The following is a 14,909-nucleotide window of genomic DNA, read 5'->3' as shown; positions in this document are numbered from 1 at the left end:
GTGCGGGTCAGGCCTTCTTGGTCTCCCAGAAGATCGTGTCGATCTCGGCGATGAGCTCCAGGGCCTTCTCGCCGGTCTTCGGGTCCGTGGACGCCTTGGCGGCGGACAGGGCCTTCAGGGTGTCGTTGACCAACTGGTGCAGCTGGGGGTACTTCTCGAAGTGCGGGGGCTTGAAGTAGTCGCTCCAGAGCACCGAGACGTGGTGCTTGGCGAGCTCGGCACGCTGCTCCTTGATGACGGTGGCGCGCGCCTGGAAGTGCGGGTCGTCGTTGGCGGCCATCTTCTCCTGCACGGCCTTCACCGACTCCGCCTCGATGCGGGCCTGGGCCGGGTCGTACACACCGCAGGGCAGGTCGCAGTGCGCGCTGACCTTGACCTTGGGGGCAAACAGGCGGGAAAGCATGGAGCATTCCTTCCTCGTGATCGTCTTCTCAGGTGGGACATTACTCCCTGGGAAGCCTGATTTCGCGAGTGCCCCCATGGGCTTAGGACAAAAGTCCAGGGTCAGACTGAGACTGGTGGAGGAACGGACCGGGGAGGTGCCGGGGATGCCGGAGCTGTCGCAGGAGACCGAGCGGGGGAGGGGCGCCGTGCTCTTCGGACTGGCCGAGGTGACCGGCCCGTCCATGGTGCCCACGCTGTACCAGGGGGATCAGCTCCTGGTGCGGTACGGCGCCCGGGTACGGGCCGGGGACGTCGTCGTCCTGCGTCATCCCTTCCAGCAGGACCTCCTGGTCGTCAAGCGGGCCGTGGAGCTGCGCGAGGGCGGCTGGTGGGTGCTCGGGGACAACGCGTACGCGGGCGGGGACAGCACGGACTACGGGACCGTGCCGGAGGAGTTGATCCTCGGCCGGGCCCTGTTCCGCTGGCGGCCGCGCAAGGGTCAGCGTTCGCCGCTGGCGCTGGTGCGCTGGGCGGTCTCGGCCGCCAGGCCGGTGCTGGCCGACCGCGCGGGCCGGTCGGGGCGTTCCGCCTCCAGGCGTTTGCGGGCCCGGTAGGCGGCCACGTTGGCGCGGGTCGCGCAGCGGTCCGAGCAGTAGCGCCGGGAACGGTTGGTCGAGGTGTCGAGGTAGGCGTTGCGGCACGGCGCCGCCTCGCACAGGCCGAGCCGGTCGACGCCGTACTCGGTGAGGTGGAAGGCCAGGCCCATCGCCGCGATCGCCGTGTAGCCGGCGGTGGCGTTGGAGGGGTGGTCCGCCAGGTGCATGTGCCACAGCGGGCGGCCGTCCTCGTCCCGGAAGTCGTGCCCGGAGATCTGCGGGCTGACCGGGAACTCCAGCAGGAGTGAGTTCAGCAGGTCGACCGCGAGGGTCTCCTCGCCCTTGTCGGCCGCCTCGAAGACCGCGCGCAGCCGGGCCCGGACCGAGCGGAAACGGGTCAGGTCGGCCTCGGTGGCGCGCCGGGCGGCCTGCTGGTTGCCGCCGAACAGATCGCGGACGGCCTCGACCGAGGTCAGGGAGTCCTTGCCCCGGGCCGGTTCCTCGCTGTTGACGAGCCGGACGGCGTAATCCGAGTAATAGGCCAGTTCCACTTGTAGTCCTTACGCGGGCACTCTATGGTCGGTCGTGCGGTCGGGTAACAGACGGTCGTGCTTCCAGGGTATTACGGGACTTGTGCGGTGGAGGGTTGCCATGACGGACGCGCCGACGACCACGACCACGACCACGACCGGGGCCGACTGGGGTGCCTGGCAGGAGAGCTGGGACCGGCAGCAGGAGTGGTACATGCCGGACCGCGAGGAACGGTTCCGGATCATGCTCGACATGGTGGAGGCGCTCGTCGGTACGGCACCCCGGGTCCTCGACCTCGCGTGCGGCACCGGCAGCATCACCGCCCGGCTGCTCGCCCGCTTCCCGGACGCGGTGAGCACCGGAATCGACCTCGACCCGGCCCTCCTCGCCATCGCCGAGGGCACCTTCGCGGGCGACGACCGGGTCACGCTCGTCACCGCCGACCTCAAGGACCCGGAGTGGACCGCGCGGCTGCCGTACGACTCGTACGACGCCGTCCTCACCGCCACGGCCCTGCACTGGCTGCACAGCGAACCCCTCGCGGCCCTCTACGGTCAGGTCGCGGAGCTTGTCCGCGACGGCGGTGTCTTCATGAACGCGGACCACATGATCGACGACAGCACGCCGCGGATCAACGCCGCGGAACGGGCGCGGCGGCATCGGGGTATGGATCAGGCCAAGGCGGCGGGGGCGCTGGACTGGGCCGAGTGGTGGCAGCTCGCGGCGCAGGACCCGGTGCTCGCCGGGCCGACCGCCCGGCGGTTCGAGATCTACGGGGAGCACGCGGACGGCGACATGCCCTCGGCCGCCTGGCACGCGCGCGTGCTGCGCGAGAAGGGGTTCGGCGAGGCGCGGGCGGTGTGGTGCTCGCCGTCGGACACGCTGCTGCTCGCCCTCAAGTAGACCGAAGGGCAGACCCCGGGCAGACCGGAGGGGCGGTACGAGGATGCTCGTACCGCCCCTTTCGCGCCGTAACGCTCCTCGGGTCTACAGGACCTTGGAGAGGAACGACTTCGTCCGGTCGTGCTGGGGGTTGGTCAGGACGTCGCGCGGGTGGCCGGACTCGACCACCACGCCGTCGTCCATGAAGACCAGGCTGTCGCCGACCTCGCGGGCGAAGCCCATTTCGTGCGTGACGACGATCATCGTCATGCCGTCCTCGGCCAGGTCCCGCATCACGTCCAGGACCTCGCCGACCAGCTCCGGGTCGAGCGCGGAGGTCGGCTCGTCGAAGAGCATCAGCTTCGGCTGCATGGCGAGCGCGCGGGCGATCGCGACGCGCTGCTGCTGGCCGCCGGAGAGCTGCGCCGGGTAGTGGCCGGTACGGTCGCCGAGGCCGACCCGGTCAAGCAGGCGCTGCGCCCGCTCCCGGGCCGACGCCTTCGACTCGCGCTTGACCTGGACCGGCGCCTCCATGACGTTCTCCAGCGCCGTCATGTGCGGGAAGAGGTTGAAGCGCTGGAACACCATGCCGATGTCCCGCCGCTGCGCCGCGACCTCCTTCTCCTTCAGCTCGTAGAGCTTGTCGCTGTGCTGGCGGTAGCCGACCAGGTGGCCGTCGACGTACAGCCGGCCGGCGCTGATCTTCTCCAGATGGTTGATGCACCGCAGGAACGTGGACTTGCCGGAACCGGACGGGCCGATCAGGCAGAACACCTCGCGCGGCAGCACCTCCAGATCGATGCCCTTGAGGATGTGCGACAGCCCGAACGACTTGTGCACGCCCTCGGCCTTGACCATCGGGGCGCCGCTGCTCGGCGGGGTGATGTCCTTGGCGAGAGAGCTCATCGGGCCACCTCCGGGCGACGGAACGAACCCCACTGGGCCAGATTCTTCCGCAGCCGTTGCAGCGGGGTGGGCGGGAGGTTGCGCGAGGAGCCGCGGGCGTAACGGCGTTCGATGTAGTACTGGACGATGCTGAAGATCGTGGTCAGGAACAGGTACCAGATGCAGGCGACGAAGTACATCTCGACGACCGCCAGCGAGGTGCTGGAGATGTCCGTGGCCTTCTTGATCAGCTCGGGGAGCTGGACCGCGTAGGCCAGCGACGAGGTCTTCAGCATGTTGATGAACTCGTTGCCGGTCGGCGGGATGATGACCCGCATGGCCTGCGGGAGGATCACCCGGCGCAGCGTCTGGCCCTGGGTCATGCCGAGCGCGTGCGAGGCCTCGGTCTGCCCCTCGTCGACCGACTGGATGCCGGCGCGGACGATCTCCGACATGTACGCGGCCTCGTTCAGGCCGAGCCCCAGCAGCGCGGTGAGGACCGGCGTCATCACCTGGTTCATCTCGTCCTTGTAGAAGCCCAGGTTGAGGATCGGGAAGACGAGCGCGATGTTGTACCAGAGCAGCAGCTGGACCAGGACCGGGGTGCCGCGGAAGAACCAGATGTAGAACCAGGACACCGTGCTGGTGACCGGGTTCGACGACAGCCGCATCACGGCCAGGACCACGCCGAGCGCGACGCCGAGCACCATGGCCAGCACCGAGATGTAGAGCGTGGTCCAGGCGCCGGAGACGATGCCCTGGTCGAAGAGGTAGTCGGGGATGACGCTGTAGTTGATCTTCGCGTTGGAGAAGGCGATCCCGATCAGCACCAGGAGGGCGACGACCACGACGCCGGACACCCAGCGTCCGTAGTGGCGCACCGGGATGGCCTTGATCTGCTCCGGCGGCACGGACGGCGCCGGAGTCTTGTCGACCGTGTCAGTCACAGTGACGGCCCTTCAGTCGTGCCGGGGCGCTCAGGAGCCGCCGTTGATCTTCGACTCGGTCACCGCGCCCTGCGTGACGTTCCACTTCTCCAGGATCTTCTGGTAGTCGCCGTTCTTGATGATGGCGGCCATGGCGGCCTGGAGCGCGTCGCGCAGCTGGGTGTTCTCCTTGCTGACCGCGATGCCGTACGGGCCGGCCTCGATCTGCTCGCCGACGACCTCGAAGTCCTTGCCGCTGCCCGACGTCTTGGCGTTGTAGGCGGCCACCGGGAAGTCGTTCAGGTCGGCGACGGAGGCGCCCTGCTTCAGGCGGAGCAGCGCCTCCGGGTCGGTGTCGAAGGTCTGGAGGTCGATGGCCTTGTTGCCGCCCTTCGTACACTTCTCGCTCTGCGCCTTGGCGATGCCCTCGGACGTGGTGCCCTTCTGCAGGGCCACGACCTTGCCGCACAGGTCGTCCAGGGACTTGATGCCCTTCGGGTTGCCTTTCTGGACCAGGATCGAGGTGCCGGCGGTGAAGTAGTCGACGAAGTCGACGCCGCTGCCGACCTTCTTGCCGGTGTCGGAGTCGATGCCGTCCTGGCGGTCCTTGGTGTCGTTCATCGCCGACATGATCACGTTGAAGCGGTTGGCCTGCAGACCCACGATCAGGTTGTCGAACTTGCCGTTCTGGAACTCGAACTTCACGCCCAGCTGCTTGCCCAGCGCGTCCGCGATGTCCGGGTCGACACCGACGGCCTTGCCGTTCTCCATGTACTCCACCGGCGGGTAGGCGATGTCCGAGCCCACCTTGATCACGCCGGCCTTGCGGATGTCGTCCGGCAGCTTGCTCGCCAGCGGGGCCGAGGACGACGAGGAGGAGCCGTTGTCGCTGCCCTTGTCCGTCTGGTCACCGCAGCCGGTGAGGATCAGGGCGCCTGCGACCGCGATCGCACCGAACGCGGCAATCTGGGAGCGCGAGGCGGTGGTACGACGGGTGGACCTTGCGGTCATGGTGGGTTCCTCCGGCAGTGGGTAGGACAAGCCGATATACCGATGTGTCTGATATGCCGATATGCCGATGGGTCGACGGAAACACACACCTTCGGGTGTCGCGACCTCGTGGGTTTACGGCATCCTGCCATTGGGATTGCTCCAAGCAGACGTGTCACCATGTCAAAATCGGATAACGGGTGACCCCCGTGACGCGTCAGGCCGGTTCCTCCTCGACCCGCCGCCCCGCACATCTGCGGGAATCCGACCTTCTGGCCGGAAGATCTTCGGTTCACCGCCGGTTCACCTCGGGCCGTGGCCCATGATCTTCTGCCGGTCACTCAGCCGCTCATCTGTCGGCTGTCTACGACATCCGTGATGTGACCTTGCGCCTATTCGACTCGTCGTGAGCGCTGTCCGTCCGGTAAGAAGGTTCTTTACACCCCTCATCCGGGGCTCAGGGCGCGTGTGCGGCGCGCCCGTCGCGCAGGTGCTCGTACGTGCCACTCGTACGTATCAGTGATCGGGCCCTGCGCGGTGCCCGCCCGCTCCCTCACCGGGAGCGGCCGACCCTCAAACCATGCATACCTAAGGGGTAAGACAAGTGGCAGCGGAGATCGTCAATCCTCGCAGCGACAGCGCGTCGGGCAATACGGACCAGGACGGCGGGGCCGAGCCCCTCGATTCCTTCGATCCGGCGTTCGCGCTGCACCGCGGCGGCAAGATGGCCGTGCAGGCCACCGTGCCGCTCCGTGACAAGGACGACCTTTCCCTCGCGTACACGCCCGGAGTCGCGCGCGTGTGCACCGCGATCGCGGAACAGCCCGAGCTGGTCAACGACTACACATGGAAGTCGTCCGTCGTGGCCGTCGTCACCGACGGTACGGCCGTGCTCGGCCTCGGGGACATCGGTCCCGAGGCCTCCCTCCCCGTGATGGAGGGCAAGGCGATCCTCTTCAAGCAGTTCGGCGGCGTGGACGCGGTCCCCATCGCCCTCGCCTGCACCGACGTCGACGAGATCGTGGAGACCGTCGTCCGGCTCGCCCCGTCCTTCGGCGGGATCAACCTGGAGGACATCTCGGCGCCGCGGTGCTTCGAGATCGAGCGCAAGCTCCAGGAGCGGGTCGACATCCCGGTCTTCCACGACGACCAGCACGGTACGGCCGTCGTGACGCTCGCGGCCCTGCGGAACGCCGCGCGGCTCAGCCGGCGGGAGATCGGGCAGCTCCGGGCGGTCATCTCGGGCGCCGGCGCGGCCGGGGTCGCCATCGCGAAGATGCTGGTCGAGGCCGGCATCGGAGACGTCGCCCTCGCCGACCGCAAGGGCATCATCTCGGCCGACCGCGACGACCTCACCGACGTCAAGCGCCAGGTCGCCGGGTTCACCAACAAGGCCGGGCTCAAGGGCACCCTGGAGGACGCGCTGGCCGGCGCCGACGTCTTCATCGGCGTCTCCGGCGGTACGGTCCCGGAGGAGGCCGTCGCCTCGATGGCCGAAGGTGCGTTCGTGTTCGCCATGGCCAACCCGAACCCCGAGGTGCACCCCGACGTCGCCCACAAGTACGCGGCGGTCGTGGCGACCGGTCGGTCGGACTTCCCGAACCAGATCAACAACGTGCTGGCGTTCCCCGGCATCTTCGCGGGGGCGCTCCAGGTGCGGGCCTCCCGGATCACCGAGGGGATGAAGATCGCGGCGGCGGAGGCGCTGGCGGCGGTCGTCGGCGACGATCTCGCGGCCGACTATGTCATTCCGTCTCCCTTCGATGAGCGGGTCGCGCCTGCGGTGACCGCGGCGGTGGCTGCGGCGGCGCGGGCCGAGGGGGTTGCCCGGCGGTGAGCTCGAGTGGCCTCGCTCCTTTTGGGCGGGGCCACTTTTTTTGTCCACCCTCCCACCCGTTCGGGTGCTTACGAGGTGACCGTTGTGCTGGGGGCTGCCGCCCCCGGGCCCCCGCATGGGGGGGTGGGTAGAGCTGCCGTCGGGTGCCGGTGGGTGGGGGCTGGGCGCGCAGTTCCTCCCCCAGCCTTCGGCCGGGGGTACCCCCAGCGCCTCTTTGGGGCGCTTGTGCGAGGCGCCGGGCGCAAGAGGGGATGTGTCACAGCGGCGTCCGGTTTCGCGCCCGGCGCCGGGACCCTATCGTCGGCTTCATGTTCGCCGTCTACGCCGCCCGAATCGACCGCGACCAGCCGCTCTCCGGCCTTGAGTTGGGGGAGCGCCCCGCCCCCGTGGCCCGGCCCGGCTGGAGTACCGTCGATGTTCGGGCCGCCTCCCTCAACCATCACGACCTCTGGTCCCTGCGCGGCGTCGGTCTCCCCGAGGACCGGCTGCCGATGATCCTCGGCTGTGACGCCGCCGGCGTCGACGAGGACGGCAACGAGGTCGTCCTGCACTCCGTGATCGGGCAGAGCGGGCACGGGGTCGGACCGGACGAGCCCCGGTCCATCCTCACCGAGCGCTACCAGGGCACCTTCGCCGAGCAGGTCGCCGTGCCCACCTGGAACATCCTGCCCAAGCCCAAGGAACTGTCGTTCGCCGAGGCCGCCTGCCTGCCGACCGCCTGGCTGACGGCCTATCGGATGCTCTTCACCAACGCGGGGGTACGGCCCGGCGACTCGGTCCTCGTGCAGGGCGCGGGCGGTGGTGTCGCCACGGCCGCGATCGTGCTCGGCAAGGCCGCGGGGCTGCGGGTCTTCGCCACCAGCCGCGACGAGGCCAAGCGGAAGCGGGCCCTGGAACTCGGTGCCGTCGAGGCGGTGGAGCCGGGGGCCCGGCTGCCGCAGCGCGTGGACGCCGTCATCGAGACCGTCGGCGCCGCCACCTGGTCCCACTCGGTGAAGTCGCTGCGGCCCGGCGGCACCATCGTCATCTCCGGCGCCACCAGCGGCGACCGCCCCTCGCACGCCGAGCTGACCCGGATCTTCTTCCTAGAGCTGAAGGTCGTGGGCTCGACCATGGGCACCAAGGACGAACTGGAGGACCTGCTCGCCTTCTGCGCCGCCACCGGTGTCCGTCCCGTCATCGACGAGCTGCTCCCGCTCGACCGCGCCCGCGAGGGCTTCGAACGGCTGGAGTCCGGCGACCAGTTCGGGAAGATCGTGCTGACCAACTCCTGAGGGGGCCCGGACCCCGTTCGGACCCCGTACGGCCGGTCCTCAGGGCTTCGGGGTGCGCAGCAGCGCTCCTATGTGGGCCGCCGCCGTCGAGAGGTGGCGGCGGGCCTCGCGGAGCTGGTCCGTGGTGACTCCGTGGTCGCGGGCCGCGTCGCGGATGTCGTCGCGGAAACGGTCCAGGAGCCGGTCGAGGTCGCGGGCCGCGTCGCCGGTGTCGGTCTCGTCGCCGTGCGCCCACGCCGGGACGTACTGCGCCGGGAAGTCCTCCGGGGTCTGCGAGTACTCCGGGGCCGGTGCGGATGACGATGCCGGTGCCGGCTTGCGCAGGTTCGGGCCGGTGCCGGTGCCGGTGCCGGGGTCCGGCTCGGTGCGGGCGCCGAAATTCTTGCCGAACTCCTTGCCGTAGTCCTTTCCGAAATCGCCGAACTCCTTGGCGAGTTCGGTGAGGCCCTCGCGGACTCCGGTCGGCCAGTCGCCGCGCGCGAAGTGGTCCTGGACGTGCTCCTGCACCCGGCGGGCGATGCGCTGCATCTCCTCCTGTGCCTGGGCCTGTGCCCGGGTCTGGGCCTCCTGGGCCTGCCGGCGGGCCCGCTGGGCCTCGTCACGGGCCCGGCGGCTCTCGTCCTTGGCGCGGCGGGCCTGCTCCTTCCACTCCTGCTTGACCCGGCGCATCTCCTCCTTGGCGGCCCGCCACGACTCCTTGTCACCGAGGTCGCCGTACTCCCCGGCCCCCGTGCCCGCGCCGTGCCGGGCCTCGGAGGCGGCCTCGCGCACCTCGCGGCGCAGGTCACCGGCCGCGCCGCGCACGTCCGCCCTTATCTCGGCGGCCAGTTCCGCCACCGACTCCCGGATCTCCAGCTCCAGGTCGGCCAACTCGCCACTGCGGTCCGCCAGTTCGGCGCGGCCGGCGTCCGTGATGGCGTAGACCTTGCGGCCGCCCTCGGTGGTGTGCGTGACCAGGCCCTCGGCCTCCAGCTTGGCGAGGCGGGGGTAGACGGTGCCCGCCGACGGGGCGTAGAGGCCCTGGAAGCGCTCTTCCAGCAGCCTGATCACCTCGTAGCCGTGGCGCGGGGCCTCGTCCAGCAGCTTGAGGAGGTAGAGGCGGAGACGGCCGTGGGCGAAGACGGGAGGCATGTCAGAGCACCTTCTTGTCGGTCGTGCCGTCGGTCGGGGCGTCGGTCGTGCCGTCGGCCGGTTCTGCCGGGCCCGTGGGGGGCTCGGCCGTCCAGGCGGCCCGCTCGTCGTCGTCCTCCTTGGGCGGGCGGCGCAGCAGGGCGATGGAGCCGGAGACCGTGGTGGCGCGGAGCTTGCCGGTGCCCGCGCCGAGGCGGCCGGTGATCTTGTGGGCGCCCCACTGGCCGTGCACCCGCAGTCCGTCGAAGGCGTTGGAGATCGTGCCGCTCGCGGTGTTGGCCTCGACCTCGGCGTCGGCCGGGTGCGGCAGCCGGATGGCGATCTCGCCGGAGACGCTGGTCAGCCGGACGTCGGTCGGGCCGTCCGGGTCCAGGTCGATGATCATGGAACCGCTGACCGAGTCGGCGCGCACGGCGGAGCCCGAGCCCTCGACGACGGTCAGGTCGCCGGAGACGGAGTTGAACCGCAGGTTGCCGGTGACGGCCTGGGCCTCCAGGTTCCCGGACACCGTGTCCGCGCGGACCTCGCCGGAGAGTCCGACCAGGGTGGTGTCGCCGGTGACGCCCTTGACCACCGAGGTGCCGGTGATCCCGGAGACGACGGCCGCGGCGCCCACCACGCCCACCTCCACGCGGGTGTCCGCCGGGACGGCCAGGGAGACCACCGCGCTGCGCCGCCAGCCCTTGCGGTCGAGCCACTTGAGGAAGCCCTTCCAGGGCAGGTCCTCGTAGGCCACCGTGAGGGTGCCGCCCTCGTGCGTGACGACCAGCGGCGGACCCTCGATCTGGGAGATCTCCAGGCGGGTGGAACCCTCGTCGGTGCCCACGACGTTGACTGTTCCGTTGACGATGCGGACGTGCAGGTCGCTGACGGGGGTGTCGAAGTCGAGCTTCTCGGGCTCGGCGACGGACCACTCGGACTTGGGCATGGTGCGGACCTCCTCGGGCCGGACGCGACGGCTGGACGCGGCGGATGGGCGCCGACGCGATGGCGCGGCTCGCGCCATATCGCGTCTTCCATGAAACACGATATATCGCGGGCATGGGAAGTCAAGACACCCGCGGGTGTGGTTGGTTGGGTGCGGCGTTGACCTCGACAAGCCCCGAGTGGGTCGTATATCGGGCGGCAAGCGGATGAATTGCTTACCGTGAGTCCATGTCGACGGATGAATCCAGAGCCGTCTCCCGGCCGTCGGGGGCACAGAGCGCGGAATGCGTGCCGAGGGCCCATCGGCTGGCCCTGGCCGAGGTGGCGGTGGGCCTGCCGGCCGCCGCGTGGGGGATGCGGCGGCGCAGCGTGGGGTGGGCCGTCGTGGGGGCGGTGCTGATGGTGCACGGGGTGCTGGAGCTGTCGTACGAGACGGTGTTTCCGCGGGACTGACCGACGACCGGGCCTACTGCGGTTGCGGGCCGGTGGGGGCTGGTCGCGCTCACGCGGCGGAGCCGCACATCGGATACAGCCCCGCGCCCCTGACGGGGCGCCCCAAGGGCTCCTTACTCCTCGTCCTCGTCGTCCAGCCGGGCCAGCCACGTCGCCAGGCGCTCCACCGGGACCTCGAAGTCGGGGTTCAGGTCAACGAAGGTGCGGAGCTGTTCCGCGAGCCACTCGAAGGTGACCTCTTCCTCGCCGCGCCGCTTCTCCAGTTCCTCGATGCCTCGGTCGGTGAAGTACATGGGTTGCTCTCCTGCTGCCTGCATGTGTGGATGCCCGGTGGTGGGCGTCTACCAGCCTAGGCGGACGGCGGAGGGCCCGGTGCGGGTCCGGGAACGAACGCCGTAGGGCCCGGCCCCCGCGACGGGGACCGGGCCCTACGGCCTGTCGGTGAGGCGGCGAGGCCTACGCCTCGAACACCTCGCGCACCAGCTGCTCCTGCTCCGCCTGGTGGCGCTTGGCCGAACCCACCGCCGGGGACGAGGAGTGCGGGCGGGAGATGCGGCGCAGGCGCTCGCCGGCCGGGACGTCCGCGCCGACCGCCAGGTCCAGGTGGTCGATCAGGTTGAGCGCGATGAACGGCCAGGCACCCTGGTTCGCCGGCTCCTCCTGGGTCCACAGGTACTTCTCGGCGTTCGGGTACTTGTTGACCTCGGCCTGGAGCTCCGCACCCGGCAGCGGGTACAGGCGCTCGAGGCGGATGATCGCGGTGTCCGTGACGCCGCGCTTCTGCCGCTCGGCCTCCAGGTCGTAGTAGACCTTGCCGGTGCAGAAGACGACCTTGCGGACCGCGGCCGGGTCGACCGAGGCGTCGCCGATGACGGGGCGGAACTGCCCGCTCGTGAACTCCTCCGCCTTCGAGGCCGCCGCCTTGAGGCGCAGCATCGACTTCGGGGTGAAGACGACCAGCGGCTTGTGGTGCGGGTTGTGCACCTGCCACCGCAGGAGGTGGAAGTAGTTCGACGGGAGGGTGGGCATGGCCACCGTCATGTTGTTCTGGGCGCAGAGCTGCAGGAAGCGCTCGATGCGGGCCGAGGAGTGGTCCGGGCCCTGGCCCTCGTAGCCGTGCGGGAGGAGGAGGGTGACGCCACTGGTCTGGCCCCACTTCTGCTCCGCCGCCGAGATGTACTCGTCGATGACCGACTGGGCGCCGTTGGTGAAGTCACCGAACTGCGCCTCCCACATCACCAGCGCGTCCGGACGGGCGAGCGAGTAGCCGTACTCGAAGCCCATCACCGCGTACTCGGAGAGCAGCGAGTTGTAGACGTTGTAGCGGGCCTGGTCCTCGGACAGGTAGAGGAGCGGGGTGTAGTCCGCGCCCGTCTCCCTGTCGATGAGGACCGCGTGCCGCTGGCCGAAGGTGCCGCGCTGGGAGTCCTGGCCGGACAGGCGCACCGGGGTGCCCTCCATCAGCAGCGAGCCGATGGCCAGGGTCTCGCCCATGCCCCAGTCGATCGTGCCGTCCTCGATCATCGCCGCCCGGCGCTGCAGCTGCGGCAGCAGACGCGGGTGGACGGTGAAGTAGTCCGGGATGTTGACCTGGGACTCGGCGATGCGCTTGACGGCCTCCGTGGAGATCGCGGTCGGCACGGCGACCGGGAAGCCGTCCTGCGGCTCCTGGGCGGGTGCGGCGGCCGGCTGCGCGGTGGCCTCGCGGACCTCCGTGAAGACCTTCTCCAGCTGGCCCTGGTAGTCCTGCAGGGCCTGCTCGGCCTCTTCCAGGGTGATGTCGCCGCGACCGATCAGGGACTCGGTGTAGAGCTTGCGCACCGAGCGCTTCTTGTCGATCAGGTCGTACATCAGCGGCTGGGTGAAGGCCGGGTTGTCCGACTCGTTGTGACCACGGCGGCGGTAGCAGATGAGGTCGATCACCACGTCCTTGTTGAACGCCTGGCGGAACTCGAAGGCCAGGCGCGCGACGCGCACGACCGCCTCCGGGTCGTCGCCGTTCACGTGGAAGATCGGGGCCTCGATCATGCGGGCCACGTCGGTGGCGTACATCGAGGAGCGCGAGGACTCCGGGGCGGCGGTGAAGCCGACCTGGTTGTTGATGACGATGTGGACCGTGCCGCCGGTGCGGTAGCCGCGCAGCTGCGACATGTTCAGGGTCTCGGCCACCACGCCCTGGCCCGCGAAGGCCGCGTCGCCGTGCAGCGCGACCGGCAGGACCGTGAAGTCCGTGCCGCCCTTGTTGATGATGTCCTGCTTGGCGCGGGCGATGCCCTCGATGACCGGGTCGACCGTCTCCAGGTGGGACGGGTTGGCGGCCAGCGAGACCTTGATCTGCTCGCCGTCCAGGCCGGTGAAGGTGCCCTCGGCGCCCAGGTGGTACTTCACGTCGCCGGAGCCGTGCATCGACTTCGGGTCGAGGTTGCCCTCGAACTCGCGGAAGATCTGGGCGTACGACTTGCCGACGATGTTGGCGAGGATGTTCAGGCGGCCGCGGTGGGCCATGCCGATGATGACCTCGTCCAGGCGGGACTCGGCCGCGGAGTCGATCACCGCGTCGAGCAGCGGGATGACGGACTCGCCGCCCTCCAGGGAGAAGCGCTTCTGGCCGACGTACTTCGTCTGCAGGAAGGTCTCGAAGGCCTCCGCCGCGTTCAGGCGGCGCAGGATCCGCAGCTGCTCCTCGCGCTCCATCTTGGAGTGCGGGCGCTCCACGCGGTCCTGGATCCACTTGCGCTGCTTGGGGTCCTGGATGTGCATGAACTCGATGCCGGTGGTGCGGCAGTACGAGTCGCGCAGCACGCCGAGGATGTCGCGCAGCTTCATCATCGCCTTGCCGGCGAAGCCGCCGACCGCGAACTCGCGCTCCAGGTCCCACAGGGTGAGGCCGTGCTCGGTGATGTCCAGGTCGGGGTGCTTGCGCTGCTTGTACTCCAGCGGGTCGGTGTCGGCCATGACGTGGCCGCGGACCCGGTAGGAGTGGATCAGTTCGAAGACACGGGCGGCCTTGGTGACGTCGTCGTCGTGCGAGGCGTCGATGTCCCGGAGCCAGCGGACCGGCTCGTACGGGATGCGCAGCGACTCGAAGACGTCGTCGTAGAAGCCGTTCTCGCCGAGCAGGAGGTTCGCGACGCCGCGCAGGAACTCGCCGGAGGCGGCGCCCTGGATGACGCGGTGGTCGTAGGTCGACGTGAGCGTCATGACCTTCGAGATGCCGAGCTTGTTCAGAGTGTCCTGGCTGGTGCCCTGGAACTCCGCCGGGTAGTCCATCGAGCCGACGCCCATGATGACCGACTGGCCGGGCATCAGACGCGGGACCGAGTGGACGGTGCCGAGGCCGCCGGGGTTGGTCAGGGAGACCGTGACGCCGGTGAAGTCGTCCATCGTCAGCTTGTTGTCGCGGGCGCGACGGACGATGTCCTCGTAGGCCTGCCAGAACTCGAAGAAGTTCAGCGTCTCGGCCTTCTTGATGGCCGCGACGACCAGCTGGCGGTCGCCGTTGGGCTTCACCAGGTCGATGGCGAGGCCCAGGTTGACGTGGGCCGGCTTGACCAGGGTCGGCTTGCCGTCCTTCTCGCCGAACGAGTGGTTCATCGACGGCATGGCCTTGATGGCCTGGACCATCGCGAAGCCGATCAGGTGCGTGAAGGAGATCTTCCCGCCCCGGGCGCGCTTCAGATGGTTGTTGATGACGATCCGGTTGTCGAAGAGCAGCTTCACCGGGACCGCGCGGACCGAGGTGGCCGTCGGCAGCTCCAGCGAGGCGTTCATGTTCTTCGCGACGGCCGCGGCGGGGCCACGCAGCGTGACCAGCTCGGGACCCTCCGGGGCCTCGGCGGCGGGCGCGGCGGCCTTGGCGGCGACGGCCGGCTTCGCGGCGGCCGGGGCCGGGGCGGCAGCGGGCTTCGCGGGCGCCGGGGCGGGCGCTGCGGCCTTCGGAGCGACGGGCGCGGCCGGGGCGGCCGGCGCGGGCGCGGCGGGCGCCTGGGCGGCGGGAGCGGGCACGGGTCGTCGGCCTCCTCACTGGGCGCGGTGAATGATCCGCCACCAGGCTGACGCGCGGGGTGCATGAAGAGAAGTCAGCACACTGCCG

The 14,909-nt window shown here is 69.8% G+C and carries 14 protein-coding genes; 5 read left to right on the top strand and 9 right to left on the bottom strand.

All coding sequences use genetic code 11. From position 1 onward, the window contains the following. Nucleotides 1-7: 7 nt before the first annotated feature. A complete protein-coding gene (gene sodN / locus ABT137_RS46965; protein WP_351719271.1) occupies nt 8-403 on the bottom strand; it encodes a superoxide dismutase, Ni in 396 nt (131 codons plus the stop codon). Between the two features lie 145 nt (nt 404-548). On the opposite strand from sodN, the gene sodX reads away from it, so the two are divergent. After that, nucleotides 549-998, top strand: a complete 450-nt coding sequence (gene sodX / locus ABT137_RS46960; RefSeq protein WP_351719331.1) for a nickel-type superoxide dismutase maturation protease — start codon at nt 549-551, stop codon at nt 996-998. On the opposite strand, the gene ABT137_RS46955 is transcribed toward sodX, so the two are convergent. Beyond that, a complete protein-coding gene (locus ABT137_RS46955) occupies nt 884-1,531 on the bottom strand; it encodes a CGNR zinc finger domain-containing protein (protein WP_351719269.1) in 648 nt (215 codons plus the stop codon). The two genes, sodX and ABT137_RS46955, sit on opposite strands and share 115 nt — an antisense overlap. 100 nt (nt 1,532-1,631) lie before the next feature. Between ABT137_RS46955 and ABT137_RS46950 the strand changes: the two genes are divergently transcribed. Beyond that, nucleotides 1,632-2,414: a class I SAM-dependent methyltransferase gene (locus ABT137_RS46950; protein WP_351719267.1), complete on the top strand. Its 783-nt coding sequence runs from the start codon at nt 1,632-1,634 to the stop codon at nt 2,412-2,414. An 84-nt stretch (nt 2,415-2,498) separates the two neighbouring features. Here ABT137_RS46950 and ABT137_RS46945 read toward each other — a convergent pair whose 3' ends face one another. From ABT137_RS46945 to ABT137_RS46935, 3 genes are read right to left on the bottom strand one after another with little or no spacing between them, the layout of a single operon-like run. Further along, a complete protein-coding gene (locus ABT137_RS46945; protein WP_351719266.1) occupies nt 2,499-3,299 on the bottom strand; it encodes an amino acid ABC transporter ATP-binding protein in 801 nt (266 codons plus the stop codon). After that, nucleotides 3,296-4,225, bottom strand: coding sequence for an amino acid ABC transporter permease (locus tag ABT137_RS46940; protein WP_351719264.1), 930 nt, complete (start codon nt 4,223-4,225; stop codon nt 3,296-3,298). Before ABT137_RS46940 ends, ABT137_RS46945 begins: the two co-directional genes overlap by 4 nt. Before the next feature lie 30 nt (nt 4,226-4,255). Then, nucleotides 4,256-5,215, bottom strand: coding sequence for an ABC transporter substrate-binding protein (locus tag ABT137_RS46935; RefSeq protein WP_351719262.1), 960 nt, complete (start codon nt 5,213-5,215; stop codon nt 4,256-4,258). A 583-nt stretch (nt 5,216-5,798) separates the two neighbouring features. Here ABT137_RS46935 and ABT137_RS46930 point away from each other — a divergent pair. Together ABT137_RS46930 and ABT137_RS46925 are read left to right on the top strand one after the other, a co-directional pair. Then, entirely contained in the window at nt 5,799-7,031 is a 1,233-nt protein-coding gene (locus ABT137_RS46930; RefSeq protein WP_351719260.1) for an NAD(P)-dependent malic enzyme, read from the top strand. A gap of 308 nt (nt 7,032-7,339) precedes the next feature. After that, nucleotides 7,340-8,305: a zinc-binding dehydrogenase gene (locus ABT137_RS46925; protein ID WP_351719258.1), complete on the top strand. Its 966-nt coding sequence runs from the start codon at nt 7,340-7,342 to the stop codon at nt 8,303-8,305. A 39-nt stretch (nt 8,306-8,344) separates the two neighbouring features. Here ABT137_RS46925 and ABT137_RS46920 read toward each other — a convergent pair whose 3' ends face one another. Both ABT137_RS46920 and ABT137_RS46915 read right to left on the bottom strand, forming a co-directional pair. Beyond that, nucleotides 8,345-9,436, bottom strand: a complete 1,092-nt coding sequence (locus ABT137_RS46920; protein ID WP_351719255.1) for a PadR family transcriptional regulator — start codon at nt 9,434-9,436, stop codon at nt 8,345-8,347. A gap of 1 nt (nt 9,437) precedes the next feature. After that, entirely contained in the window at nt 9,438-10,364 is a 927-nt protein-coding gene (locus ABT137_RS46915) for a DUF4097 family beta strand repeat-containing protein (RefSeq protein WP_351719253.1), read from the bottom strand. 227 nt (nt 10,365-10,591) lie between these two features. Between ABT137_RS46915 and ABT137_RS46910 the strand changes: the two genes are divergently transcribed. After that, complete coding sequence (locus tag ABT137_RS46910) at nt 10,592-10,816, top strand: hypothetical protein (protein WP_351719251.1); 225 nt, start codon at nt 10,592-10,594, stop codon at nt 10,814-10,816. Between the two features lie 113 nt (nt 10,817-10,929). On the opposite strand, the gene ABT137_RS46905 is transcribed toward ABT137_RS46910, so the two are convergent. Next, complete coding sequence (locus tag ABT137_RS46905) at nt 10,930-11,109, bottom strand: DUF6104 family protein (protein ID WP_023586593.1); 180 nt, start codon at nt 11,107-11,109, stop codon at nt 10,930-10,932. Between the two features lie 163 nt (nt 11,110-11,272). Further along, nucleotides 11,273-14,821 (bottom strand): multifunctional oxoglutarate decarboxylase/oxoglutarate dehydrogenase thiamine pyrophosphate-binding subunit/dihydrolipoyllysine-residue succinyltransferase subunit, encoded by a 3,549-nt coding sequence (locus ABT137_RS46900; protein ID WP_351719249.1) that lies wholly within the window; start codon nt 14,819-14,821, stop codon nt 11,273-11,275. Nucleotides 14,822-14,909 lie beyond the last annotated feature (88 nt).

It is taken from the genome of Streptomyces sp. NPDC001980, from assembly GCF_040296885.1.
In the GTDB taxonomy this organism is placed as follows: domain Bacteria; phylum Actinomycetota; class Actinomycetes; order Streptomycetales; family Streptomycetaceae; genus Streptomyces.
The sequence above is the reverse complement of the archived record's forward strand: the minus strand, read 5'-3'. Positions and strand labels throughout refer to the sequence as shown.

Bases quoted from the DNA above. Each gene is read 5' to 3' on its own strand.
- ABT137_RS46935 (WP_351719262.1), bottom strand. From the start codon at position 5,215: ATGACCGCAAGGTCCACCCGTCGTACCACCGCCTCGCGCTCCCAGATT.
- ABT137_RS46945 (WP_351719266.1), bottom strand. From the start codon at position 3,299: ATGAGCTCTCTCGCCAAGGACATCACCCCGCCGAGCAGCGGCGCCCCG.
- ABT137_RS46950 (WP_351719267.1), top strand. From the start codon at position 1,632: ATGACGGACGCGCCGACGACCACGACCACGACCACGACCGGGGCCGAC.
- ABT137_RS46925 (WP_351719258.1), top strand. From the start codon at position 7,340: ATGTTCGCCGTCTACGCCGCCCGAATCGACCGCGACCAGCCGCTCTCC.
- ABT137_RS46920 (WP_351719255.1), bottom strand. From the start codon at position 9,436: ATGCCTCCCGTCTTCGCCCACGGCCGTCTCCGCCTCTACCTCCTCAAG.
- ABT137_RS46915 (WP_351719253.1), bottom strand. From the start codon at position 10,364: ATGCCCAAGTCCGAGTGGTCCGTCGCCGAGCCCGAGAAGCTCGACTTC.
- ABT137_RS46905 (WP_023586593.1), bottom strand. From the start codon at position 11,109: ATGTACTTCACCGACCGAGGCATCGAGGAACTGGAGAAGCGGCGCGGC.
- sodX (WP_351719331.1), top strand. From the start codon at position 549: ATGCCGGAGCTGTCGCAGGAGACCGAGCGGGGGAGGGGCGCCGTGCTC.
- sodN (WP_351719271.1), bottom strand. From the start codon at position 403: ATGCTTTCCCGCCTGTTTGCCCCCAAGGTCAAGGTCAGCGCGCACTGC.
- ABT137_RS46910 (WP_351719251.1), top strand. From the start codon at position 10,592: ATGTCGACGGATGAATCCAGAGCCGTCTCCCGGCCGTCGGGGGCACAG.